This is a genomic window from Bacillus pacificus, assembly GCF_020861345.1.
Classification (GTDB): Bacteria; Bacillota; Bacilli; order Bacillales; family Bacillaceae_G; genus Bacillus_A; species Bacillus_A pacificus.
This window is the reverse complement of the sequence record NZ_CP086328.1, coordinates 1395024-1419670: the sequence shown is the minus strand read 5'-3', so window position 1 is coordinate 1419670 and position 24647 is coordinate 1395024. Positions and strand designations below refer to the sequence as shown.

25 protein-coding genes and 1 pseudogene are annotated in these 24647 nt (G+C 36.2%); 5 read left to right on the top strand and 21 right to left on the bottom strand.

The genetic code is table 11. The features are described from left to right. Positions 1-187 precede the first annotated feature (187 nt). The 6 genes from LMD38_RS07550 to panE all read right to left on the bottom strand — a co-directional run bounded on the left by LMD38_RS07550 (position 188) and on the right by panE (position 8623). Positions 188-2104 carry a stage V sporulation protein D gene (locus LMD38_RS07550; protein WP_001266225.1) on the bottom strand — a complete coding sequence of 639 codons (1917 nt, stop codon included), beginning with the start codon at positions 2102-2104 and terminating at the stop codon, positions 188-190. A gap of 81 nt (positions 2105-2185) precedes the next feature. Further along, positions 2186-4336: a penicillin-binding protein gene (locus LMD38_RS07545; RefSeq protein WP_080454328.1), complete on the bottom strand. Its 2151-nt coding sequence runs from the start codon at positions 4334-4336 to the stop codon at positions 2186-2188. A 21-nt stretch (positions 4337-4357) separates the two neighbouring features. Beyond that, positions 4358-4720: a cell division protein FtsL gene (gene ftsL / locus LMD38_RS07540; protein ID WP_000067081.1), complete on the bottom strand. Its 363-nt coding sequence runs from the start codon at positions 4718-4720 to the stop codon at positions 4358-4360. A 15-nt stretch (positions 4721-4735) separates the two neighbouring features. Next, complete coding sequence (gene rsmH, locus LMD38_RS07535; RefSeq protein WP_000481789.1) at positions 4736-5668, bottom strand: 16S rRNA (cytosine(1402)-N(4))-methyltransferase RsmH; 933 nt, start codon at positions 5666-5668, stop codon at positions 4736-4738. Positions 5669-6036: 368 nt separating this feature from the next. After that, entirely contained in the window at positions 6037-7653 is a 1617-nt protein-coding gene (bshC, locus tag LMD38_RS07530; protein WP_016718324.1) for a bacillithiol biosynthesis cysteine-adding enzyme BshC, read from the bottom strand. 79 nt (positions 7654-7732) lie between these two features. After that, entirely contained in the window at positions 7733-8623 is an 891-nt protein-coding gene (panE, locus tag LMD38_RS07525; RefSeq protein WP_000782390.1) for a 2-dehydropantoate 2-reductase, read from the bottom strand. 297 nt (positions 8624-8920) lie between these two features. Here panE and LMD38_RS07520 point away from each other — a divergent pair, with 297 nt between their 5' ends. Then, the gene (locus tag LMD38_RS07520; RefSeq protein WP_000506708.1) at positions 8921-9394 is read left to right on the top strand and encodes an N-acetyltransferase; all 474 of its coding nucleotides are present in this window, start codon (positions 8921-8923) and stop codon (positions 9392-9394) included. Positions 9395-9428: 34 nt separating this feature from the next. Here the strand turns inward: LMD38_RS07520 and LMD38_RS07515 are convergent, their stop codons facing one another. From LMD38_RS07515 to LMD38_RS07505, 3 genes are all read right to left on the bottom strand, one after another. After that, a complete protein-coding gene (locus LMD38_RS07515; protein ID WP_000246478.1) occupies positions 9429-9935 on the bottom strand; it encodes an RsfA family transcriptional regulator in 507 nt (168 codons plus the stop codon). 128 nt (positions 9936-10063) lie between these two features. Then, positions 10064-10237 carry a 50S ribosomal protein L32 gene (gene rpmF, locus LMD38_RS07510; protein WP_001984764.1) on the bottom strand — a complete coding sequence of 58 codons (174 nt, stop codon included), beginning with the start codon at positions 10235-10237 and terminating at the stop codon, positions 10064-10066. Positions 10238-10298: 61 nt separating this feature from the next. After that, positions 10299-10799: a YceD family protein gene (locus LMD38_RS07505; protein WP_000872145.1), complete on the bottom strand. Its 501-nt coding sequence runs from the start codon at positions 10797-10799 to the stop codon at positions 10299-10301. Positions 10800-11012: 213 nt separating this feature from the next. Between LMD38_RS07505 and LMD38_RS07500 the strand changes: the two genes are divergently transcribed. Next, positions 11013-12194, top strand: coding sequence for a nucleotidyltransferase (locus LMD38_RS07500; protein ID WP_001187903.1), 1182 nt, complete (start codon positions 11013-11015; stop codon positions 12192-12194). Between the two features lie 28 nt (positions 12195-12222). On the opposite strand, the gene LMD38_RS07495 is transcribed toward LMD38_RS07500, so the two are convergent. Next, positions 12223-13245, bottom strand: a complete 1023-nt coding sequence (locus tag LMD38_RS07495; protein WP_000476306.1) for a SepM family pheromone-processing serine protease — start codon at positions 13243-13245, stop codon at positions 12223-12225. Continuing rightward, on the bottom strand, positions 13238-14029 hold the full coding sequence (locus LMD38_RS07490) for a patatin-like phospholipase family protein (protein WP_000662598.1): 792 nt from the start codon (positions 14027-14029) through the stop codon (positions 13238-13240). Before LMD38_RS07490 ends, LMD38_RS07495 begins: the two co-directional genes overlap by 8 nt. A gap of 113 nt (positions 14030-14142) precedes the next feature. Here LMD38_RS07490 and ylbJ point away from each other — a divergent pair, with 113 nt between their 5' ends. Beyond that, entirely contained in the window at positions 14143-15372 is a 1230-nt protein-coding gene (ylbJ, locus tag LMD38_RS07485; RefSeq protein WP_062821681.1) for a sporulation integral membrane protein YlbJ, read from the top strand. Here the strand turns inward: ylbJ and coaD are convergent. Both coaD and rsmD read right to left on the bottom strand, forming a co-directional pair. Then, complete coding sequence (coaD, locus tag LMD38_RS07480; RefSeq protein WP_000200598.1) at positions 15364-15855, bottom strand: pantetheine-phosphate adenylyltransferase; 492 nt, start codon at positions 15853-15855, stop codon at positions 15364-15366. The genes ylbJ and coaD overlap by 9 nt on opposite strands. Beyond that, a complete protein-coding gene (gene rsmD / locus LMD38_RS07475) occupies positions 15852-16418 on the bottom strand; it encodes a 16S rRNA (guanine(966)-N(2))-methyltransferase RsmD (RefSeq protein WP_001266989.1) in 567 nt (188 codons plus the stop codon). The genes coaD and rsmD overlap by 4 nt, the downstream gene beginning before the upstream one ends. Before the next feature lie 503 nt (positions 16419-16921). Between rsmD and LMD38_RS07470 the strand changes: the two genes are divergently transcribed. After that, positions 16922-17311, top strand: a complete 390-nt coding sequence (locus tag LMD38_RS07470; RefSeq protein WP_000616011.1) for a DUF7147 family protein — start codon at positions 16922-16924, stop codon at positions 17309-17311. 54 nt (positions 17312-17365) lie between these two features. Here the strand turns inward: LMD38_RS07470 and LMD38_RS07465 are convergent, their stop codons facing one another. The 6 genes from LMD38_RS07465 to LMD38_RS07440 all read right to left on the bottom strand — a co-directional run bounded on the left by LMD38_RS07465 (position 17366) and on the right by LMD38_RS07440 (position 20864). Next, positions 17366-17632, bottom strand: coding sequence for a YlbG family protein (locus tag LMD38_RS07465; protein WP_002080814.1), 267 nt, complete (start codon positions 17630-17632; stop codon positions 17366-17368). A gap of 126 nt (positions 17633-17758) precedes the next feature. Further along, positions 17759-18211, bottom strand: coding sequence for a YlbF/YmcA family competence regulator (locus tag LMD38_RS07460; protein WP_000634351.1), 453 nt, complete (start codon positions 18209-18211; stop codon positions 17759-17761). Positions 18212-18326: 115 nt separating this feature from the next. Beyond that, a complete protein-coding gene (locus LMD38_RS07455) occupies positions 18327-18899 on the bottom strand; it encodes a histidine phosphatase family protein (RefSeq protein ID WP_062821683.1) in 573 nt (190 codons plus the stop codon). Positions 18900-18981: 82 nt separating this feature from the next. Next, positions 18982-19227 carry a YlbE-like family protein gene (locus tag LMD38_RS07450; protein WP_001200990.1) on the bottom strand — a complete coding sequence of 82 codons (246 nt, stop codon included), beginning with the start codon at positions 19225-19227 and terminating at the stop codon, positions 18982-18984. Between the two features lie 11 nt (positions 19228-19238). Then, positions 19239-19688 (bottom strand): YlbD family protein, encoded by a 450-nt coding sequence (gene ylbD / locus LMD38_RS07445; protein WP_001143334.1) that lies wholly within the window; start codon positions 19686-19688, stop codon positions 19239-19241. 141 nt (positions 19689-19829) lie between these two features. After that, positions 19830-20864, bottom strand: a complete 1035-nt coding sequence (locus tag LMD38_RS07440) for a CAP domain-containing protein (protein ID WP_000735396.1) — start codon at positions 20862-20864, stop codon at positions 19830-19832. 207 nt (positions 20865-21071) lie between these two features. Here LMD38_RS07440 and LMD38_RS07435 point away from each other — a divergent pair, with 207 nt between their 5' ends. Continuing rightward, positions 21072-21437 (top strand): YugN family protein, encoded by a 366-nt coding sequence (locus LMD38_RS07435; RefSeq protein WP_062821682.1) that lies wholly within the window; start codon positions 21072-21074, stop codon positions 21435-21437. Positions 21438-21483: 46 nt separating this feature from the next. On the opposite strand, the pseudogene LMD38_RS07430 reads toward LMD38_RS07435, so the two are convergent. Next, positions 21484-22107, bottom strand: a pseudogene (locus tag LMD38_RS07430) (formamidase); the annotation flags it as partial. Between the two features lie 116 nt (positions 22108-22223). Next, positions 22224-24056, bottom strand: coding sequence for a group II intron reverse transcriptase/maturase (ltrA, locus tag LMD38_RS07425; protein ID WP_000914978.1), 1833 nt, complete (start codon positions 24054-24056; stop codon positions 22224-22226). Between the last annotated feature and the right edge of the window lie 591 nt (positions 24057-24647).

The window sequence follows — 24647 nt, the reverse complement described above, 5'->3', positions numbered from 1 at the left end:
TGTGTATTTATCTCTTTTATTAATAAGCAACACGTTACCTCCTAATTATGTAAAATAGGAGGTAAGTGCTACTCTGTCTAATAAATAGACCTATTTATAACCGAGACTCTTGCGGTCTCAAATTAAGTAACTCTTCTATAAAGAACTCACTTCCACCAATTGTACCATAAAACGTACTAGGTTACCTTTAATTCCCGAAGTAAATTCTAATTTTTGAGCCTTCTTTCACTTTAGCTCCTGCTTCTGGGGACTGTTTAATGACTTTCTCTCCATCTCCGCTTATATCAAGCTTCAAATCGACGAGTTGCGTCTGTAAGTCTTTCTTTTTCATACCAATTAAATTCGGAACTTCCACAGTTGGTGTATCGCCCCATTTATATTCTCTCTCAACTTGTTCTTTTCTCGGTTTCACTCCCATAACAGGAAGTGCATCCCGAAGAATATTCCCAACAATTGGAGCCGCTACTACTCCACCAAATTGCGTTACACCTTTCGGATTATCAACAGCAACATATACAACAATTTCTGGATCATCTGCTGGAGCAAAACCGATAAAAGATACAATATAATTATTCTCTAAATATTTACCATCTTTCACTTTTTGAGCCGTACCTGTTTTTCCACCTACACGATACCCATCAATGAAAGCACCTTTACCAGATCCCTTTGCTACAACATTCTCTAATGCATACCGAACTTTTTCTGAAGTTTCCTTGGAAATAACTTTTCTTTTTGCTACAGGTGTCTTTTTACTTACAACTTGATTGTTTTTCGGATCAATAAATTCTTTAGCTATATACGGTTGATACAATGTCCCACCATTTACAGCCGCTGCTACTGCCGCTACTTGTTGGATTGGCGTAACAGAAACACCTTGACCGAATGAAGTTGTTGCTTGCTCAACTGGACCGACTTTGTCTAAATTAAATAAAATCCCACTACCTTCACCTTGCAGGTCAATTCCGGTTTTTTGTCCAAAGCCAAAATTACGAATGTATTTAAATAATCGGTCTTTACCAAGGCGATCACCCAGTTCAATAAATCCTGGGTTACAAGAGTTTTGAACTACTTCTAAAAACGTTTGGCTACCATGGCCTCCTGCTTTCCAGCATTTCAATCTAGCTCCACCAACTTCAGCTGCTCCATCATCATAAAACGTATCTTTCTCTAAGTCTACTAAATTTTCATTCAAAGCTGCGGCTAACGTAATAATCTTAAATGTTGAACCAGGCTCATACGTACTCCATACTGGTAAATTTCTATTGTACACTTCTGGAGAAACACTTTGAAAATCTGCTGGATCAAAGCTCGGCCGACTCGACATACCTAAAATTTCACCATTTTTCGGATTCATCGCAATCGCAATCATACCATCTGGATTATATGTCGACTCTGCAATATTCATTTCTCTTTCCATAATTCTATTAATACGTGCATCAATTGTTAAGCCTAAATTCAAACCAGCTTCTGGTTTTTTGAAATCATCGCCAACATTAGGCATCCTTTGCCCTTTTGCATCTGCAAAAAAGCGCACATGACCTTCATCACCATTTAGTTCTTTATCATAATATTTTTCTAGTCCCATAAGACCTTGGTTATCACTACCTGCAAACCCTAATACGTGTGATAAAAAGTTGCCAAATGGATAGTACCGGATAGAGTCCTCTGCGATATAAACACCTTTCAAACTTAATCCTCTTACCTCTTTCGCTTTATCATGTGATATTTTCCTTCCGCCTTTATCTAACCTTACAATTGATTCTTTTTTTGTAATTCTCTTATAAATCTCATCTTTTTCCACACCTAATACTGCAGCTAACTTCTCTGCAGTCTCTGCTGGTTTTTCAATTTGCCTCGGTACAACAAAGACAGTTGGAGCACTTTTATTCGTAGCAAGTTCCACACCATTTCGGTCTAAAATCTTCCCACGTTCAGGTTCAAAAGTAATATTACGACTCCATGAATCTTTCGCACGATCCGTTAACATATTCCCAAGAAAAAATTGCACATATCCAAGACGAATATCGATGATAGTGAAAATAAGTATACCTGATATGAGTATAAAAATAAGTCGTTTTCTAACTGTTACATTTGATACACGCATATTGGAACAAGCCTCCCTTACGCCTAGCTTGTTCCAATATATGCTTGTACTTATTTAATTAGAACTTCTTCTCTTTTACCATTACGGCTTTTCTGCTTCTTGTTGTGGTTCAAGTGGCGGTACAAGTGTTACACCTAACTCTGTACCAGGTTGCAACAATGTTCCTTCTGGTACACTTTGTTCGGTTACATATCCGGTACCAGTAGGTTTTAGGTTAAGCTTTAATGTTTTTGCTAAATTCATAACATCACGAAGTGCCCAGCCTTGTATATTCGGCATTGTAGGTTGATCTCCCACTAAGAACACTCGATCACCCTTCAATGTTTGTTCGGTTGCTTTCGGTACTTGTTGCTGCACTTTCCCTTCACCTAATACGATTGGACGAAGTTTTGCTTTATCAATGGCTTTTTTCGCTTCTTCCATCGTTTTTCCCGTTACATCTGGAACAGCAGTTTGCTGCTCTTTCACATATTTCTTCGGATCTTTCACTTCATTAGGCTTAATCTTTAAATACTCTAAACTATTCTTCGTTACATATTTAAAAATATCAGCTAAAGGTTGTGCACCACTCTCATCATCTTTCAATTTTGGCTGTTTAACAGCTACATACACAACAAGTTGCGGATCATCCATAGGTGCCATACCTAAGAACGAGAATATATAATTCTCTCTTCCCGTCATATAGCCTCCTTTTCCATCCGGAATTTGCGCTGTTCCTGTTTTACCACCAACTGAATAGCCATCAACTTTATAAGCAGTTCCTGTTCCTTTCGGCGATGTAACAACGCGTTCTAATAACTGTCTTACTTGCGCTGCTGTCTCTTTTGTCACCGGTTTGCCCACTTCTTCTGGCTTATGTTCTAATTTTACTTCCCCTGTTATCGGATCTACAATTTTATCAATTGTATAAGGTTTCATCATTTTTCCATCGTTCGCAATAGCAGTTGCAGCTTGTACAAGCTGAATTGGTGTTACAGTGGAGCCTTGTCCAAAAGCTGTCGTTACTTGCTGTATTTGCTGATCGAATAAAATGGTATTTGAACCTTCACCAGGTAAATCAATATTCGTTTTTTCATCTAATCCGAAAGCATGGATATACTTTCTGAAACGGTCTGGACCAAGTTTTTGATCACCTAAAATAGCAAACGCTACGTTGGAAGAGCGCTCTACCCCTTCATCAAATGTGATAGATCCCCATCCAGCACCGCCATTATGATCTTTTATTTTGCGGTTCCCGACTTGATATGTACCAGACTGATAATAATCTTGTCCCTTATACACACCTTCATTTATAGCTGCTGCTAGCGTGAAAATTTTCATTGTTGATCCAGGTTCAAATGCATTTGCAATTGCGTCATTGAAGAAATATTGAATTTGACGATCATTCGGATCATAACTAGGTTTACTAGACATCGCTAATATTTTCCCTGTTTTTGGATCTGCAACAATCCCTATTAAACTTTCTGGGTCATAATGTTTACTTGCAGATTTCATCGCATCTTCTAAATAACTTTGAACACGTTGATCTATCGTTAAATACGTGTTATCTCCGTTTTTAGGTGCCTTTACATTCACTGTTCCACCGTCAAGAGACACACCTTTACGGTCACCTGTATAAGCTACTTTTCCGTTAGAAGCACTTAAATACTTATCTAAACTTTTTTCTAAACCAAATTGTCCCACCGAAGTTCCCTCTTCATTCGGTTTAGCATGACCTATAACGTAAGATGCAAAATCACCGTTCGGATACACTCTTGCATTTTCAGTAATAAAAGATATACCTGGCAATTTCAATGCTTCAATTTGTTCCTTCTGTTCTTTCGTCAAATCTTTACCTAGCGTTCCAAATTCGACTTGACTTTTATCTTTTTTATTTAATGTAGCTAAAATCTTCTCTTCATCTTTTCCGAGTACGCCCGCAATTTTCTTTGCAGTATCCTCTTTATTCTCAACCGGCTTTGCACCTTTTAATTCGGCTACAAGCTTATAAGAGTTTGCATCTTGCGCTAACACATGACCGTTTTGATCATAAATCGTCCCGCGATTTGCTTCGAGAACTCCTGTTTTACTATGTTTTTGCTGAGCGAGTTTATCCAAATCCTGATTATGCACTGTTCCTGTCGCTTGTATGTAAAAAAATCGGGCTAATAACAGCAAAAAGAGCAGGAGGAATAAAATCATAAAATACCCTGCTCCCTTATTGGTATGAAATTTAGTCATATCTCTCTTCATTTTCCCTTCACACCTATTGCCTTATTTGAGGCCTTTCACATTATTCGCATTAATTTCTAGCCCGTGTTTTTTTGCAACTTCAGCGATTCGTTCATAACGACTTAACTTCTCTACTTCAGCCTGTAATTCTTGATTTTCTTTTTGCTGCTGTACAATTTTTTGTTCTATTGTCGCAGCTTCTACATTAACTTGATAAAGGCCTGCTTTATTTCCAATAAACGCTACACAGGCATACAATAAAAAGCCAATAAACGCTACATACAACAGTTTTTCGATTCTTGTAATCTTCGCTTTAGCTTTTGGCTGAACCATCTGCTGTGGGGGCGTTTGAATCTGAACCTCTTCTTGCGCTTGTTGCTTGTACTTTACAGCTAAGTTACTCATACCTCTCTCCCCTTTTTATCGTTTTTCAGCGATTCTCAATTTCGCAGAACGCGCTCGATTATTTTCTTCTAACTCTATATCAGAAGGTAAAATCGGTTTTCTTGTAATAAGCTTTAATTTCGGCTTAAACTCATCAGGAATAATTGGTAATCCTGGTGGCAATTGTGGCGTTGTACTATTTCGCTTAAACGTCGTTTTACAAATACGGTCTTCTAAAGAATGGAATGTTATAACACTAACTCTTCCGCCTGGCTTGACCATCTCAATTGCAGATTCCAACGCTTCTTCAAATACTTTCAATTCATCATTTACCGCAATACGGATCGCTTGGAACACTCGCTTCGCAGGATGTCCACCCGTTCTACGAGCAGGAGCTGGAATACCCTCTTTAATTAGTTCTACTAATTCCCCTGTCGTTTCAATAGCTTTATTCTCACGATACGCTTCAATTTTTCTTGCTATTTGTTTTGAAAATTTCTCTTCGCCATACTGGAAGAAAATTCTTACAAGTTGTTCATATGACCAACTATTTACAACATCATAGGCTGTTAATGGGGCATCTTGATCCATTCGCATATCTAACGGTGCATCATGATGGTAACTAAAGCCACGCTCTGGTGTATCTAATTGCGGGGATGAAACACCTAAATCAAATAAAATACCGTCTACTTCTGTTATACCTAATTCCTGTAGTTTTTCAGATAGATAACGGAAATTACTCTTTACTGTTATGAACTGCTCACCGTATGAAGAGAATTTTTCTTTCGCATTTTGAATTGCTATCTCATCTTGATCAAACGCGATTAATCTTCCGCCTTCAGTTAATTGGGATAATAAATAAGAACTATGTCCTCCTCCCCCCAGTGTACAATCTACATATGTACCACCTGGCTTTATATCTAAGCCATCTACTGTTTCCTTCAAAAGCACTGTTACGTGATTAAACATTGTTGCACCTACTCTTTTTCCAATTAATTATGTTGAATGTATCTCCTCCTCTAAACGTATATTTCACGACTAGAGAACGAAATACTATGAAAGAACGACTCATTTAACTTGCCTACAAAGGCAGCATACTATACAAATCGCTATTTTCTTTTATTATATACTAAATTTTATCATCTTTTGCGGGAATTTAAATAAAAAACTGTCGAAAAAGATAATAATACGTTTACATTTTGTGCTATTTTGTCATATATTTAAGTATCCTGCATAATTACGATATTAGCTTTTTGAAAATTAATAATTCAGAAAAAAATCACTTCACAGTAAATTCAACGGGATAAAAATAAAATCCTGCTCCTAAGAGCAAGATTCTATAGTTTTATAACGTGATGTTTTCCATTCCAAGAAAACGGGTTTTCCATTACACGATCAACGAAATCCAAACCGAACTGATTTAAATAGTAACATACATTCCACACACGCTCTTGTGGCGCTCCCAATGGACGGATTGCAAATTGTATACGACGGAATTTATTTAGTTCCACTTCATGTTTTTTCTCAACATTTCTTTTCAACATTCTTTCCAACAGTTCAATTTGTTCATTAATTTTGAACTCATTTTTCTCCGCAAACGAACTTAATCCAGGATCTATTTTCTTCACAAACTGTTGTAATGACTTATGAATATCAATTATTTCTTTTTTCGCCTCTACAAATCGTTCATCTATCGGTTCCTCTATTTGATTAGATAACCAGTTTTCACGCAACTTATCTACGTTATTTAAAAACGGGTCACTCTCTTGCAATTGTAAATCATGTAAATCTGTCGCTATATCCCTCTCAATATAAGTGATTGTAATACGAGGAACGACAGGCGGCATCCGGAAACCGATAGTATGGAAGACTTGTTGTAATTCACTCCAGTAAGCTAATTCCCCTGGACCTCCAATAAACGCCAACGTAGGAAATACATACTCTTGCATAAGAGGGCGCGTTACAACATTATTACTAAAGCGCTCTGGGCTTCTTTCCATCTCTTCAATCAATTCCTCATATGAAAAGGAATACGTCCCATCCTTCCCAACAAACTTCCCTTGATTATCTTCAAGCAACACTCGCTCATTATCAATTTCCATGAATATATGTACTGCATTAGACTTTGTTTCAATAATTGGCTTATACCCTAATTCTTTAATTACTTCCTGTTGGTTATGAAGCCCCTCTTGCACTTCTTTATACTTACTTATAATTTGTTTAAAAAACGGCACTTCTAATTTTCTTAATTCAGGATGATGCGAATCGACAAGAATTAAACCAGAATTTATGAACATTTTCATAATAAGGTGACCAAAGAAATCTACATACGTATTCGATTCCCCTAAAGAATCATCAATAAATTGCAGTACATCCTTTGTAAAATTCGTTTCAGGGTATGTTTTAAAAATTTCTTCAATCCACTTTCTACAGTCTTCCAAAGAAAGCTCAGACTCTGAAGCACTCGCCTTTTTCGGATTACGATCATGAAAAATGGTCTTTTTTATTTTTTTATTCTTCGTTACAAAAGTATGATTAATTTCATCCATATCATGGTCTTCACCAGCAATCCAGAAAACAGGAACAACTTTAACGCCTAAACTTTCTTCCTTTTCCTTCGCAAGCTGTAAAACTGAAATAATTTTATGAATCGTATAAAGTGGTCCAGTTAATAACCCAGCTTGTTGTCCAGCTATAACAACATATGTATCTTCATCTCCAAGCGCTTTTACATTTTGAATTGTAGCTTCTCCCGCTTGTAATTTTGTATTATATTCTAATAAATGCGCTACTAAATCTTGGCGGAAAAACTCCCTCTCACGCAAATCTTGTACACGCTGTTTAAAAGCATCTTCTGTTAACATATAATCAAAACACGACTGTATCTCTTTTTTACCGTTCATATAGTCCGCTACAACACCTTGTTGCGGAACAGAGATTTCTTTTATCTCCATATAATTCTTCCTTTCGTATCCTGTTCTCTCACCAATCCACATTGTAGTCAATGTTTCACGTAAAAGCAAAGAATTACACTTATACTTTTACTTCTAACCCTTTTATTGCATCGAACAAAAATTGAAGTGTCGGAACGGATCGTTGCTGTTTCTTCGCTTCTTCTAATACATATCCAACAATCGCACCAATCTCTGTTTGTCTATTCGCCCTTACATCTGCCAACATAGATGATGTATTATGAGACGTTCTTTCACATACATGACGTACCATTTCCCATACCATTTCTTTTTCTTCTTTAACGAGAAAAACGACCTCCTGGAATACTTGCTCCATCATCTGATTAAAAAACGGGTTCGTAATCAATTCTCCGTTCTTGACCTGTAATAATGCCGTCAATGGATTGATACATACATTCACTACTAATTTTTTGTGCATAACACCCTTCCAATCATCTTCTATTCGAATTGGAAAATGCGGAAAAGGAAAGCAATTAAATATTTTTTCAAAATGTATAGACCGACCGCGCACGATTCCAAACTTCGTTACACCTATCCCTGTATGATAAACGGTATGTCTTTCTTCTTTTTTTGCACCATGCTCTACAATTCCAACTGCAATATTTTCATTCTCTATTTTCTGCATAGCATGAAGGTGTGACATTCCGTTTTGCAAAAAGACTACTGAGGATTTCCCTCGCACAAAAGGTAGTATGTCAGTTATATGATATTGCTTAACAGCAATAAATATATAATCTAGCTGCTGGTCTAGCATACTTTCTATTGGTAATACTGGCGGGAATACCGTTTCACGTTTCCCCTCCCTAATACAAGTTACACCCGTTATATTTAATTCGTCAGCCTGCTTAGCTGTCCTTGTAAACAACGTAACATCTTGATTACTTTTTTGTAAATAAAATGTATACAATAGACCAATAGCTCCTGGTCCCACAACTCCGATTTTCATTTTCACGTAAGGAACTCATCTGAACACGATACACAAGTCCCTTTTTCCCCTCCCCTTTTATTCCTCAAACACTCGATTCGATTCGTGTGGAATCATAATTAACTAAAGATGAACAAATGCCACCTCTTCTTCCAATATGTATAGACTACTTATTACTATGCTTCTACTCTTAGTTTAGCAAATCCTCAAAAAATAATAAAAGAAATACACTATCATCTTCATAAAAATAAAAAAATGAGTTATAATATTATTATAAATATTTTCACTTTTCTGCATTCAATGAGACAAAAAGGATGTGATGTTATGGGATTCCCAAAAGTTGAGCGCTTGCTCATCAATTATAAAACATTAGACGAGTTTAAAAAATTTAAAGGCTGCGGAGCTCAAGAACTATCCATGTTAGAAGAATTACAAGCAAACATTATTGAAAACAATAGTGAATCTCCATTTTACGGTATTTATTATGGTGGATCACTCATTGCACGTATGAGTCTATACATGAAAAGGAACGGCGGGGAACCATTCGAAATTACAGGTACTTACCTAGAACTTTATAAACTTGAAGTATTACCAACTTTCCAAAAACAAGGATTCGGAGAAATGCTTGTAAATTATGCGAAGGGACTACAGTTCCCAATTAAAACGATCGCACGTATCCATTCAGCTGGTTTTTGGGATAAATTAAATTTCCAACCTGTGTCAGTACCTGATGGTGATTTTTACGTTTGGCACCCAGAAACAAATTTGAATACGGTTACAAACGAAGAGTCTGCATAAGAAATAAAAAAACAGCTACATAGCAGCTGTTTTTTTATTTCTTTAACTTCTCTAATTTCCCATTCGAACGAGCGCTATTTCTTTCCGCTACCATTACACTTCTTTTTTGATCGATATAATCAAGCAATGTTCTATATTCTTCCTCATATACTGATAATCGCTCCAACAGGCTCTCTTTCTCTGTTTGTAACGATTCAATTTGCTGTTGCAACACCACTAAAGAGTTTTCATCTTTATAATTTTGCAAGAAATCAATAACATCATTCAATGTAATTGACGTAGGTTCTAATACCTTCGTCTCTTTCACTTCATAATTTTCCACTTTACGCAGTTGCTTCGCTTCTTCAATACGTTCTTTGTATTGCTTTCTAACGTAAGAATTCCATCTAAAGCCACATGCTGCTGGTGTACGAGATAAATGTCTTCCCACTTCTTTAAAGGCAGATAATTGCGTTCCACCTTCTCGAATATGCCGGAGTACTACTTCTGCCAGAAGCAAATCTTCATCATCAGTCCAAGCATCTTGTCTTGTTGTCGCCATCTCTCTAGTCCTCCCTATGCATTTTTTATTAAACATATGCAGTTACTAGAAAAGATAGAATACAACAAATGAAGAATAAGACAAAAAAATAAACGTAGAAGATATCTTCTACGTTTATTTTCCCGCAATTACTTGCTGATTACTTCTTTACCTTTGTAAGTACCGCATGCTTTACATACACGGTGAGCTAATTTCGCTTCACCACAGCTTGGGCACTCTACCATACCAGGTACTGATAATTTGAAATGCGTACGACGCTTTCTTTTTACTGTTTTAGAAGTTCTTCTAAAAGGTACAGCCATTCTTCCCACCTCCTTAAAAGAAATAGTTATTTTCATATGAAGGCCTGAACCAGTCTTCCGATTATTTGTCAAAAAACTTTGCAAGTCCTGCCAATCTTGGATCAACAGGCTTTTCTTTGTCTTCTTCCGAAATCACTTGCCAGTCTTGACCTTGCGTCGGTGCTCCACCAGAAACATCATCACTGAAAATTTGCATTGGAATCTCCAAAAGTATATTTTCCTTGATTACGGGCAGTAAGTCAAGTACTTCTCCTTCTAAACAATGAATTTCAGCTTCAGTTTCAAATTCTTCTTGTGAAGTTTGGAACACCTCAGTTGTTTTAATGTCAAATGGTAATGTCACATCTACTAAAGAGCGAGAACATGGTAAAACCATGCTTCCAGTTATATGTAGATGGAACGTAAACTTACCGGAGCCAAAATCAACTCTTCCTGTTACGTGAACAGGATTAATTTCACGAATATCTTTCTCGACCTCTTTTAGCTCACTTACATCTACCATCTCATCCAATGTCAATCCTTTATTTCTCAATTTATTCAATTGATGGATGGACCATTTCATATCATATCACCTCAAGGCAACAAACAAAATTATAGCTAGCCATTTTATATTTGTCAATGTTTTTTCTTTACACTATAATGAAGTCATCATAGTAAATAATATATAGAGTATCACGTTTTTCAAAAAGATGCTACATCGAAAGGAGAGATTACCATAAAAGCCAGTGGTATTGTTGTTGAATATAACCCTTTTCATAACGGTCATGCTTATCATGTGCAACAAACAAAAAAGTTAACACACTCTGATATTACAATCGCTGTTATGAGTGGCCCTTTTTTACAACGTGGTGAGCCAGCACTCGTATCCAAATGGTATCGTACCAAAATGGCCTTAGCATGCGGTGTAGACCTCGTTGTAGAGCTTCCTTATGCCTTTTCAACGCAAAAGGCCGAAACCTTTGCAAATGGCGCTATTTCTATTTTAAACGCCCTACACGTTTCTGAAATTTGTTTCGGCAGTGAAGATGGACAAATCGAAAATTTTTATAACACCATCTCTGTGCAGAAAAATGAAGAAGAGACTTTTAATCGTCTTGTAAAGCAATTTATGAACGCAGGTAATAGTTACGCAAAAGCTACATCTGAAGCTTTCCTACACATTTTATCTTCTGAAAAAAATATAGACATGTCACAACCAAATAACATTTTAGGCTTCCAATACATAAAAGCAATTCTAATGCAAAATAGTTCTATGCAAGCACAAACGATAAAAAGGTTCGCATCTCATTATCATGATGAAACATTTAACGACCAACATATTGCAAGCGCAACAAGTATTCGCAAACAACTTTTTAGTGAAAATAGTTCCTTTACAGAAATTGAGCCTTTCATCCCAAAAGCGACTGCTTCTCTTTTAGCAAGTTATAAACAAAACTACGGGACATTACATAATTGGGAACAATACTTTTCATTTTTTAAATACAAACTTATGACAATGTCTCCAGAAGACTTACGACATATATATGAAATTGAGGAAGGGTTAGAGCATCGTATTTTATCAAAAATACAAACCAGTTCCTCCTTCCATTCATTCATGGAAGCGTTAAAAACGAAACGTTATACGTGGACTAGATTACAAAGAGCTTGTACACATATTTTAACAAATACAACAAAAGAAGAAATACATTGCGCAAATATAGAGCAACATGCACCATACATTCGTCTATTAGGCATGTCACAAAAAGGACAAACGTACCTTTCAAAAAACAAGAAAAAAATAGAGCTTCCAATCCTTACCCATACAAAAACATTTGACCATCCTACTTTACACATAGATCGAAAAGCCAATTCTGTATATTTCTCCATCATACAAGAACCATTACGAACACAACTACTAAAACAAGATGCAACACATCACCCAATTCGTTACGATGAAACAACTGCAAAATTCCTATAAAAAAATCTCTCTTTTCAGAGAGATTTTTTTATTTCTTCCCCATTTTTTCCAAATACATTAATGCATCATCCAACGTATCAACTGGCACAACTTTCATTTTCGTTTTAATATCTTTCGCAGCCTCAAGTGCATCTTTATAATTCGATTTCTCCGCACCTTTTTCATTTGGTGCAAAGAACACTTCAGCACCAGCATCACTTGCAGCAACCACTTTTTGCTGAATACCACCAATCGGGCCAACTTCTCCCTTTTCATTGATCGTCCCTGTTCCAGCTATTTCATGCCCTCTTGTTAAATCATCTTCCACCAGTTGATTATATATTTCTAATGTAAACATTAGGCCTGCCGATGGTCCGCCTATTTCATGAGAGTCAATTTTCACTTTCGGATCTACCACTAATTCTCTTTCCGTAACGATAGAAACACCTATACCAACACGTCCATTTCCATTCGGAATAGTCTTTACATTTAAATTTTCTTTTAACTGTTTCCCATCCCTCTTGTACTCAATATTTACTGTATCTCCTTCTTTTTTCCCTGTCATATATTCAATAAATTGTTCTGTCTTTTCAAATGTTTTTCCGTCGACGGCAATGATAACATCTCCAAGTTTAAGCTTTCCTTCTGAAGGCATCCCTTTCGCTACACCAGCAACCAACACACCTTTATTTTCAAAAGAAACAGTACGATTTGCACGTTTATAGGCATTATAAATCGCTGCATTTTGCGAATCTTTCATTGCATAATTTTGGCGAAATTGATATTCTTCATCACTTTCACCTTTTTGCAATATTTCTTCCGCTTTTGAAATATGTGTATATTTATTAAACTGTGCCGCTATTAAATTCACTACATTTGCCGGTCCCATTGAAACCGTAACAAGCATAAAATCACCAGATTCTTTTGTTCCCCCTTCAACTTGAACGTAAGGCTCTAATTTGGCAGCCATTCCTGGTTTCGTTACATAATACGGCAGGCGTACATAAACAAGTAACATTGCCAATATAACCCCTATTAAAATTGCATATATAAACCGAAAACGCTTAAACATTATGTTTCTCCTTCCACTGCTCAATTAATAAATGAATATTTGCAACATGCTTTTCCGCTTCTACCTCTCCAACTCGAATAATGTCTTCAATGTTTGTAAAAGCCCGGGAACTAAATTGTTCTACAGCTGGGCGCATCATTAAATCAGATGCAATTTGCCGATTTATCACAAGCTCATGTTGCATAATTTCAATACTCTGCATAATTACATCATAAATAGACGTAACCTCTCCATTTACTTTAATCGGGGATACATCAACAGCAATGACAATATCGGCACCTAACTCTTTCACAACCGATACTGGGATGCGATCAATTACTCCGCCATCTACCAATAATCGTCCATCTATTTTCTCTGGCACAAACACTCCAGGTACAGAAATACTTGCTCTCACCGCCTCTGCAACTGGACCACTTGTAAAAACTACTTTTTCCCCCTTTAAGATATCAGTAGCCACAACAGCCGTCGGGATATCTAATTCTTCTAAATTTTTATTATATGTAAACATTTTAATCATATCTTTGACACGTTTTCCAGAAATAAATCCCATTTTCGGAACCGTAAAATCTAAATAATATTTCCTCTTAAAAACATTTGCCAGTTTATACAGTCTTTCAACGTTTGAACTAGCCGCATAAAATGTACCTACCAAAGCCCCCATACTACTTCCTGCAATCATATGAATCGGTATATCATTTTCCCTTAAAACCTTTATAACACCAATATGAGCAAAACCTTTTGCGCCCCCAGATCCAAGAGCTAAGCCAATTTTCGGTTCTTTCACTTTTCTCACCCTTTAATTTTTTTCGTTCCTTTTTCATACTTATGGTCTAAATTCACTACGTATCCACGTATACTGAAATGAACGTTTTTTGGGACAAAGGGGGATTTACTTACATGTATGAAAAATGGAAAACGGCTTTCCTTACCATATCAACACTTTTTTTAACCTTTTCTCTTGTACTCCACCCCCAAGCTGCTTTACAAGCTTCCATTCGAGGGTTAAATATATGGTGGGAAGTTGTATTCCCTTCACTTTTACCGTTTTTCATCATTGCCGAACTTCTCATTAGTATTGGTGTTGTAAAATTTATAGGCGTTATATTAGAACCACTTATGCGACCACTTTTCCGCGTTCCAGGAATAGGCGGATTTGTTTGGGCAATGGGAATGGCTTCAGGCTTTCCCGCTGGCGCCAAATTAAGCGCTAGACTGCGCAAAAGCAATCAGCTAACACAAATTGAAGCAGAGCGCCTCGTATCTTTTACAAACTCATCCAATCCACTTTTTATTTTTGGCGCTGTTTCTATCGGTTTTTTCAATAATCCGAAATTAGGAATCGTATTAGCTGCTGCACATTATTTAAGTAATTTTGCTGTCGGGTTACTGATGCGTTTTTACGGCAATAACAACAGTTCCACGCATGATAAACATGTTACTAAAAAACACCCTTTTCAAAACCCTTTTTCAATTCTACACGAGACACGTATGCAAGAAAAAAGACCAATAGGAAAATTACTTGGGGACGCTATCGTTTCTTCTATTCAAACGCTACTTATGATTGGTGGATTTATTATTTTATTCTCTGTTTTAAATAAAATGATTACTGTATTTCATATTACAGCAGCCCTTTCTTTTATTATGCAACATATTTTATCATTCTTCCAACTAACTACTGAATTTAGTATCCCAATATTATCTGGCATGTTTGAAATGACACTTGGAAGCCAAATGATTAGTCAAATAAATGAAACACCCCTCCTGCAGCAAGCTATGGTAACAAGCTTTATTTTAGCATTTAGCGGCCTTTCTATTCAGGCACAAGTCGCTAGCATATTAGCTGAAACAGACATTAGATTTAAGCCCTATTTTTTCGCAAGAATTATCCAAAGTATTCTTGCTCCTATTTTTACTTTTATATTTTGGAAACCATTTTATGAAAAAGTAAGCTCTTTTTCACCTATGCAAAAAGATATCCCTGTCTTTTTATCGAATCATTCTTCTATTCTGCATGAAATTTGGACATCTTTTATACACTACGGACCGATATTTACATTATTTTGTTTATATGTATATGTCATCTTATTATTTTTTCGGAGCAACAAAGAAAAACCCCGTTCACTTTAACGGGGTTTGAAACTTTTCTTTTAAAGCACGTTCTACAACAGGAGGTACAAGATCTACTACACTTCCTCCATATCTCGCAACTTCTTTCACAATGCTCGAGCTTAAAAATGAGTATTGATTGTTTGTCATAATAAAAAAGGTTTCAATGTTTTCATCTAACTTTCGATTCATAGAAGTAATTTGCATCTCATATTCAAAATCAGAAACTGCTCGTAATCCACGTAAAATCGCGTTCGCATTACGCATTTTTGCATACTCAACTAGTAGTCCACTATGTGAATCTACTTTGACATTAGGAATATCCTTTGTTGCTTCTCGAATTAAATCTAAACGCTCTTCCACTGAAAAGAACGGTTTTTTTGACGAGTTGTTTAACACTACTACGTATACCTCGTCAAATACTTTTGCTCCCCTTTTAATAATATCCAGATGCCCAAGGGTAATTGGATCAAAACTTCCCGAAGAAATAGCTATACTTGTCATTCCGTCCCCTCACCTTCATACTTATAAATCGATATCGCTGTAATGCCATAATTTTCAGCTCGCACCTTTACAAGTCTTCCTATAGACTCAGGTAAAACTACATCATTACCATGCTCCGCCATAATTAAACCATCGTTATGTAGCAATCCATGTTGATCCATTACACTAATTAAAGATACAATTTTTTGATCTTTATATGGAGGATCAATTAATATAAGATCAAATGACATTTCACGTTTTATAAGTGCTTTTATCGCACGTTCTGCATCATTCCGATATACTTCAGCTTGTTCCTGTATTCTACAACTTTCTAAATTTTGATGGATTACCTTTATCGCTTTATTGTCTCGATCAACAAAAATCGCTTTATCAATCCCTCTACTTATAGCTTCGATTCCAAGACCACCGCTACCACCAAATAAATCAAGAGCGACACCCCCATCAAAATAAGGGCCTATCATATTAAAAATGGATTCTTTTACTTTATCAGTCGTTGGACGTGTTGTATTACCTGGCACCGCTTTAAGTGGGTGTCCTTTACATTTTCCTGAAACTACTCTCATCTGTTGTCACTACCTTTATTTCAATCTATCGAGCAATTATAGAAAGCCCTTCTCCATTCGGTAACCGCTACCAAACTTTACGATTCCATTCATCTTCCAACGAAGACTAGAAGAACTTAGCTTAAAATAACCACTCTGCATTTTTATGTATTCATCTCACCATTCGCTAACACGAACTATTCGTTTCACTTTATCTTTTTTATCCTATCATAAAATAAAAAAAAGAAAAATAAAAAGCCCAACATAAAATTTAATTTCATCATGTATATCTTCATTTAGATTGGACATAAATAATTATAACAACATCACCTTCGATGTTGTTGCCAACCGCGGAGAAGACTTACGTTTCCCCATAAGTTCTTCCTCCGGTTTCTCCTCTCCCTTTGCCTTCTTACTAGTACATGCTAGTATAAGAAGGGCCCTGCTTTGCAGGGTTTTTTTTCTTTGTCTACTTTTCATTTAAAAAGTGAGATGGTACAGTAAAAGAAAGAGGAGGAAAAGATATGATTCAACGCTTTATAGAACTCGGAGAGGGCTACTCTGATTTATATGAATTACTTGAAATTGCCAAAGCAAATCAAGAACGTATAACACATATGTTACAATTTGAAACAATTAAAAATGAAAAAAAAGTGTGCTCACTTGTTGTAATATTAAAACCAACTACTACTGGTGATTTCCAACCATTATACATATGTCGTGAAGGCATTCCTGTACTTGAAAATAAAAAAAGTAAACGCGTCATTTTATTTGAAGAAACGGCAGAACAACTTGGAAAAAAAGTGACTACCTTTACGGTAAAACCATCCACAACTTTCCCAGAAAAAGAACTGTTTTTCAATCATTTAATTGGTATTTTACGAATGAATAATTTTATTCCTCCAATGAAATAATGTGTTATTTCAAATAAAAAATCCCCTGTTAAAATTAGCAGGGGATTTTTTCTATTAGCTATAATCGTATTCTTTTGCCCGATCAGGACGTGAATTTTCAAATTCCGTTTTTAAATACGGGCGGTACGACTGTTCTATCTTTTTCACAAAAGGAAGTTTGTTCAACTTTTGCATCATATGCTCAATTTGTTCCATATCACAATATACTACTGCATATTTTAAACGTTTTGATATGTAATGTATGTTACCATATTTTCTTAAAATCTTGGCATGTTTCAATGAATGTAAATAAACAATCATACTTTGTCGTTGCCCGAACATAATCTTCTCCATCTTCTCCTTTTAAAAACATATATTTTATATTTTATGAAAACCAATCAGAAATTTATGACATTACAGGACAAACTCTGTATACGTTTTCTTCTATCTTCTAAAAAACGGGGTGATTTACCCCGTTTTTTTACAACCGCAACCTCCGCCGGTACCACAACCGCCACCACAGCCACCAGCATCAAAAAATGGATTTCCTGTTGGAACTTTGATGGAAGAGGACACCTCAGAACCGATTGCTACACTCACTTCATCTAACAACTTTTGTAAAGCCGTTTCTACTCGTTTAAAAGCTGCAATCTTATCATGTAAATCTACAGAACGCTTCAATTCCCTCATTTTCGTCGAAACGAAAGTATAGTCAGGATGATATTTACCGAAACGTTGCACTTCCTCATATCGTTCTTTCATCGCTGTAAATTGCTGAATTAACGTCTGAACTTCCATATCTTCATGCAAGTCTTTATAACATTTACGGTAATCTTCTGCTATATCTGAACAGATGATCGCTTTTGCAAGCTGCTCTGCCTTATCTAATATTAATACGCTTTCTAGCGTCGCTACAATCATGAGAGACACCTCCGAGTATTTATCATACCACATTTAGAATAGAACTACTAATTGAAGTGTCTCACTAAACAGAAAGATATCATTCTAACTATTTTTTAATAATTTCAGTACGCATTTATACATTAATATGTTCCGCAATGTTGTATTTAACAACATCCCACTTCCCACTATTTTCATTCACATAACTAATACATGCGTTTTTTAACGGTGTCTTAAACGAAATATCTTCCGGAGCAATTGCATGTAAAATTGCTTTTATCGCATGAGAATGGGCTACAATAATAATACGTTTGCCAGAATGAGTTTCTGCAACGTCTTTTACCGCAGCAAAACAACGAGCTACAATTTCTTCATCTTGCTCCATACCTTCTACTTTACCTTCTGCAATTAATTCCCTAACAGTCGCAACTGGCTTCCCAGAAGCTTCACCAAAATTACGTTCAACAAATCGCTCATCTAATAAAATTGATTGTAATCCAGTTGCCTCTGCAATTTCCTTAGCTGTTTCTTGCGCTCTAATTAATGGGCTACTTATAATTACATCCCATGCCTCCGCTTGCAAAGCAGCTGCACTTTGACTTGCTTGCTTCTTCCCCACTTCATTAAGCGGAATATCTTCACGTCCCTGAATAATCTCTTGAAAATTCCAATCAGTTTGTCCATGTCGTACTAAACAAATTTCCGTCATGCTCATGCTGCAACTCCTTTTTAAATAATCCGCTTCTATTGTATCAAAAGTTCTGCATGACGGACATAGTTTTCCCTTCCAATTATGTTGCATTTTGTTGCTTCATATACTGAAACATATCAATCATAATGGAAGCAACTGCCAATTGATTTTGAAATTTCTCAACTTTATCTGGTATCGTTTTTTTGAAATGTTGCATAGCTGCTAACTCAAATGCCTCTTTTTCTTCAGGGTTTCGCGTTAGTTTTCTATACCAGTACGGTTGCTCCCTAATATAGCGAGATAAATCCTCATCAGCCTTTATAAACTCCATAATTTCTGCTCTCATCCGCTTTCCTCCTAATCCTTCTGAAAGAAAAATGGATTATTTTCGGAAGTACTCTCTTCTTGCTGCGTGCGTTTCCCTTGAAATTGTTGAAAAACTTGTTGCACACTACCAATCGCACTCGTCACATTCGCTAAATGATGTTGCATTTGTTCCACGTCTAACTTTTTAAAGAAAGAAAGCATTTGTCCCATCACATCAGCAGTTTTTTCCTCTTCAGTTCGAGTATCCTTTTCTTTTCCTTTTTCTTTTTTCTTTTCTTTTACCGAAGAAAAAGCAGGCGCTCCATCCGGTCTAAAAGTTGCCCATATTGGATCTTCTTCACCAAGTAAGTACCATTCCTCATAAAACTGTTGCCAAGTTTTATGACCACTTCGAACTTCATGAACCATTTTAGGGTGATGGTTTACAAACTCTTTAAACTGTTGAACCGATGGATGTAACGGTCCTTTTGTTGTCGGCATAATCCTCACCTCTTCATGTATATCTACTATATAATAAGAAAAAAAAGGCGCATGGTTCGCCTATTTTTAGACGATTCATGCACCTTTTTATCCTACTATTTGCATAGGGGAAGATTCCCATCCACAATTTACAGTTTCATTTTATTTCCGAATAAAATTTTGTGTATAAAACTTATCGTATACGCCAACACCTAATCCTGTAAATTGTTCATTCAATAAATTCTTTCGATGTCCCTCACTATTTAACCAACCTTGCAATGCCGCAACCCCATCACTATGTTGCGCCGCTATGTTCTCACCGGCAAGCTGAAATCCTACTTTCCCGCGCTGTAAACGATCTCCTAACGTACCTAATGTAGGTGAATCGTGTGAAAAGTAATTATTATCCTTCATATCTTTACTATGACCGATTGCCACCTCTGCCGTTTGTTGGTCCCACGCTAATAACGGTAAATTATGACGACTTCGAATAATATTTGTTAAATCAAAAATTTGTTGCATATTCCCATTCTCTATTTGTTTCATTTTATCTGGAGTTAATGGTTGTTCTGCTAATAATTCACCCGAATAAACGAGCTGATACGGTCTTTGACGCAATAACGTTTCGTCATCCATATAACGAACACCGACCAGCTCATGCGTAAAATGATCAAAATATAATTGTGCCCAACCATCTTCTACTGGTACTAATGGTTGTTCCATCACTTCAGTATCAGATAACTCAAATTGATAACTATTCTTTCCTCTTTTTAACGAAATCTCATGAGAAAGTGGATTCTTTTTATACACATCTTCATACTTTTCATTTATATAATAAGGTGGCACCTTAACTTGCTCACCAGCGACATACGCCGTTACAATTTTGCGTTCAGCAACCCCAAATTGAACATACTGAGATAAATCTTGATTGTATACCCACCATTCATATCCGTAAGCAGATGGTTCTATTCGAGAAGGTTCGCCCCATTTTGCTAATAAATTTTCAGAGTCCCCACCAATCATATTTAAAACCGTATCGGAAGAGTCTTCATTCACTTGTTTTTTCTTTTTCACAATTTTATTTTCTTGCTTTGATTGAGATGGGGTTAATATATATTGTGAAACGAGTAATTTCCCGTATAAATCAACAGCTAAAATTAAAATTGTAATCATTACGATACGCAATAATTTCTTCAATCGATATACCTCCTGCACAAAACATAAAATTGAGATATACACAAATCCTTTTCTTTCCTTTTTTTGTGTGTACCGTACTCTTTTCACTATATCATATTTTTGCAAAAAAAGTCTGGATTATCCCTTTTCTCTCAATATGAATTGCACTTTCTTATTATTCATACTATTATAAAAATAATGATGTAACATAAAAAAAGGAGGTATTTTATGCAATTTACAAATACAAAATTTAATGGAGCCGTCGTTGATTTAACACTATTAACAGAGATTATGGAAAAGAACCATTTTGTACTTGCTGGACAGTGGGATTATGAACGAGTTACATACGATTATAAATTCGAAATATTAAACGATGTTTATTATTTACGTGTACAAGGTTTAGCTGTTGAAGGTGACATTGGTAGTAGACACGCTGAAATAAAGCTACTTCCTCCCTTATTAGGTAAACACTATTATCCTCACGGCGTTGAATATGGTGATGGTGAAATTTTCCCAACGAATGTACTTCAAAAAAGCGAACAACTCCTACAAAATATCGAAAAAGAGTTAAAAGAATTCCAAATCATTGAGTAAATAGAACAAGCGCATCAATATGATGCGCTTGTTCTATTTATCTTACTTAAGAATGAATCGTCTTTTTGACTGGATACCCATAAATAGTTCCATCCTTTACTTTAATCTCATCTTCCCAAGGAACCTTATATTTACCTTCAGCTAAATCTTTTACAAACGTATATGGGTTTTCTTTCACCCCACCAGGAGTCGCTACATATCCCCTTGAACCTAAATTATATATATTATTTTCGAGACCCCATCCTAATCTAGCTTGATCTGCTAGCTCTGGATATACTTCAGCAGTAACAATCTCCCAAGGATTTCGGTGTCCCTGCACTAAAGTAGTCCCATCAAAATTACATACTTGTCCTTCACCAAAATAATAAAATACACCATCATAACCGGCTAAGTTCACCGACAATGTATACATTAAATTTTGCCATGCATTCGAACGATTAGTTAACATCCATTGTTCACTAACTTGTGTGCTATATCCAGAAATACGAATCAAGACATTTGCACCTTTATAAGCTGCTTCACGAGCTACTTCAGGAAACATACCATCATGACAAATACAAACAGCTAATTTACTTCCTCCTGGTCCATCACAAACAGGTAAACCTAAATCTCCAGCCTTCCAAGGTTCAACTGGCACCCAAGGATTTAGCTTACGATACTTCAAAATCATTTATGATGATAGGTAAGGCTTTGATGTAATCTCCACCTTTTCCCCCACCTCACACCGTACGTGCTAGTTTCCTAGCATACGGCGTTCCATCGTTTCCAACTGACTTTAAAATCAAATTATGTTACTATCGGTTCATTTCCAGCTTTAGTTCTTAGCACATTCAGTTTATCCATTTGTTTCTTGTTAAGTTTAAAAGACCGAAGGTAATGTGTAATCTTATTAAGATTCGTCATGTGAATCAGTTTGTGTATAAACCAATCTACAATTACCAAGTTGTTGTACTTGTCATCCCCACCTTGTTTAATGGGAACAATGTGATGACAATGAACACGTTCAATACCAATTTCCTCACCAGTTACATAACACTTACCATATTGAGCAACGTATTTTGATATCCTATTATCGTTGTACTCAATACTTTTATTCTTCGAATAAGTCCTCATAACTTGGTTGAGAACATCCTTAGGTATTGCCTTAAGATTACTATGTACTTTATTACGCCCCGTTTCCGTATAGTTACAGATAACCTGCGAAAAATTCCACGGGTTTTTATGATGTATTCCTGTAACTGGTAAGAGTGGAGTGTTCTGTACAACGTAAATCTTAGTGTTAGGTTGTATTCCTTTGGTCTTCCTTTTAAAATTCACAGATGTTTCACAGAACTTCATGTGCTTCATATTGTTTCTAAGTCTGGTTCTTATGACTCTTCGCAGAGAGTAATTTACCTCCGTTAAATCCATGTAAATTGTAACCGCATATTTAAAGTAATTTTGTATACCAAGAAGGGTTGAATTAAATTGAGTAACTTTCTCTGAAGTGGGCTCCTTTTGAATTCCTTTGATTCGTTCTTTTAGTTGTCTTTTAGCTTTTGTAATAGCTTTGTCGGACATACTGGTTTTTGCAATATATCCAAATTTAGCTTTACCTTGTTTAACCACTTTGATTTTGAATCCAAGGAAAACTGACGAGTTTTTCTTGAGATTAACCACTTTGGACTTTTTGGGGTTAATTTCTAATCCCAAGCGGGATTTGAGAAAATCAACTGTCGCATGATAAAAGCGTTGTGCTTCATCATAAGTCCGACACATTATTTTGAAGTCATCCGCGTATCTCACTACATAACCACATTTTAGATTCGTGTACTTCCTAGCATATTGTCGAAACCCTAAATGCCGAGTAGAGATTCTGTGAGGTTTGTAGGTTTCCCATTGGCTACTTATCCACCAATCAAGTTCATTTAGAACAATGTTGGAAAGTAAAGGAGAAATAATTCCTCCTTGCGGAGTACCCTTATTGGGAATACCCTCTCCTTCTATCTCAGATTTAAGGATTTTTGAAATAACACATAGAAGTGATTTGTCTCTTATTCCCAGAGTCCACATTTGCCTTAATAGCTTTTTGTGGCATACATTATCAAAGAACCCCTTAATGTCAATATCAACACAGTAGTGTTGGTGACCTATGTTAATAAGACTTACAACTCTACTTAGTGCATGGTGTGTACTTCTGTTCGGTCTAAATCCATAACTATGGTTATGAAACTTAGCTTCACAAATAGGTTCCAATACTTGGAGGATAGATTGTTGTACTAATCTGTCCCAAATTGTTGGAATCCCCAGGGGTCGCTTCTTATCACTGCCCTCTTTTGGGATAAGGACTCTTTTAACTGCTTGTGGTTGATAGTTATTTAATCGTTTCCTAACTTCATGAATAATCTTTGTATCGTTTAGGTGCCAAATATCTTTAATGGTTAAATTGTCAACTCCAGCCGTGTTACTCCCCTTATTAGTTTTGATGTTGCGGTATGCTAATCTAATATTTTCTTCCGAACCGATAATATCAATTAATTTATAGAAATTGTTACCATTAAGGCTATTAGAATATAACTCATCATACTTTCTTTGCATGTCGTAATATTCACTGTGCCTTAGTTTAGTTTTCTTTAACATGGGCTGTAACCTCCCCTTATTTACTGGAGGTTTACATCTCTTTAGTCTTACTCGAAACCATGTCAACCATAAGTAACAGTCAGTTTTCAATCGACTAGTGGCTATCCCTCCACGTTCATTACACGTTTCATAGGTACTGTGCCACCACTTTCACTGTCATAAACCTAGGTTATACAATTTACAATTGTTTTCCCTAGAACCACTTCATCGGAAGCAAGCCCTCAGTGTTGACAGCTTACCACGTTCCGTCATTCCTATCTGTGCATATACCGTTAGGTTTCTCCTATGAGCCTGCTACCTTGATATTGCCTGTAACAATATATGGACTTTCATAAAGGCGAGTTTTACTCATCCACAGTAGCAACACTAATTGTGTCAGTAAGCCTTTCGACTTACTTCCGATATAGACCCGTACCATCAGAGATTCGTCCGCACATACCATACTCTATTGGTTCATAGTGCATACTAACCATAGGTAATTTATAGACTTCCGGTTTATAGGTTACACCACCCACCTCTGAGTGACTTTCGTATCCTATAGGATTACGGTAACTCTCAACCGACTTCACCGAGCTTCATACAGTTCAGTTC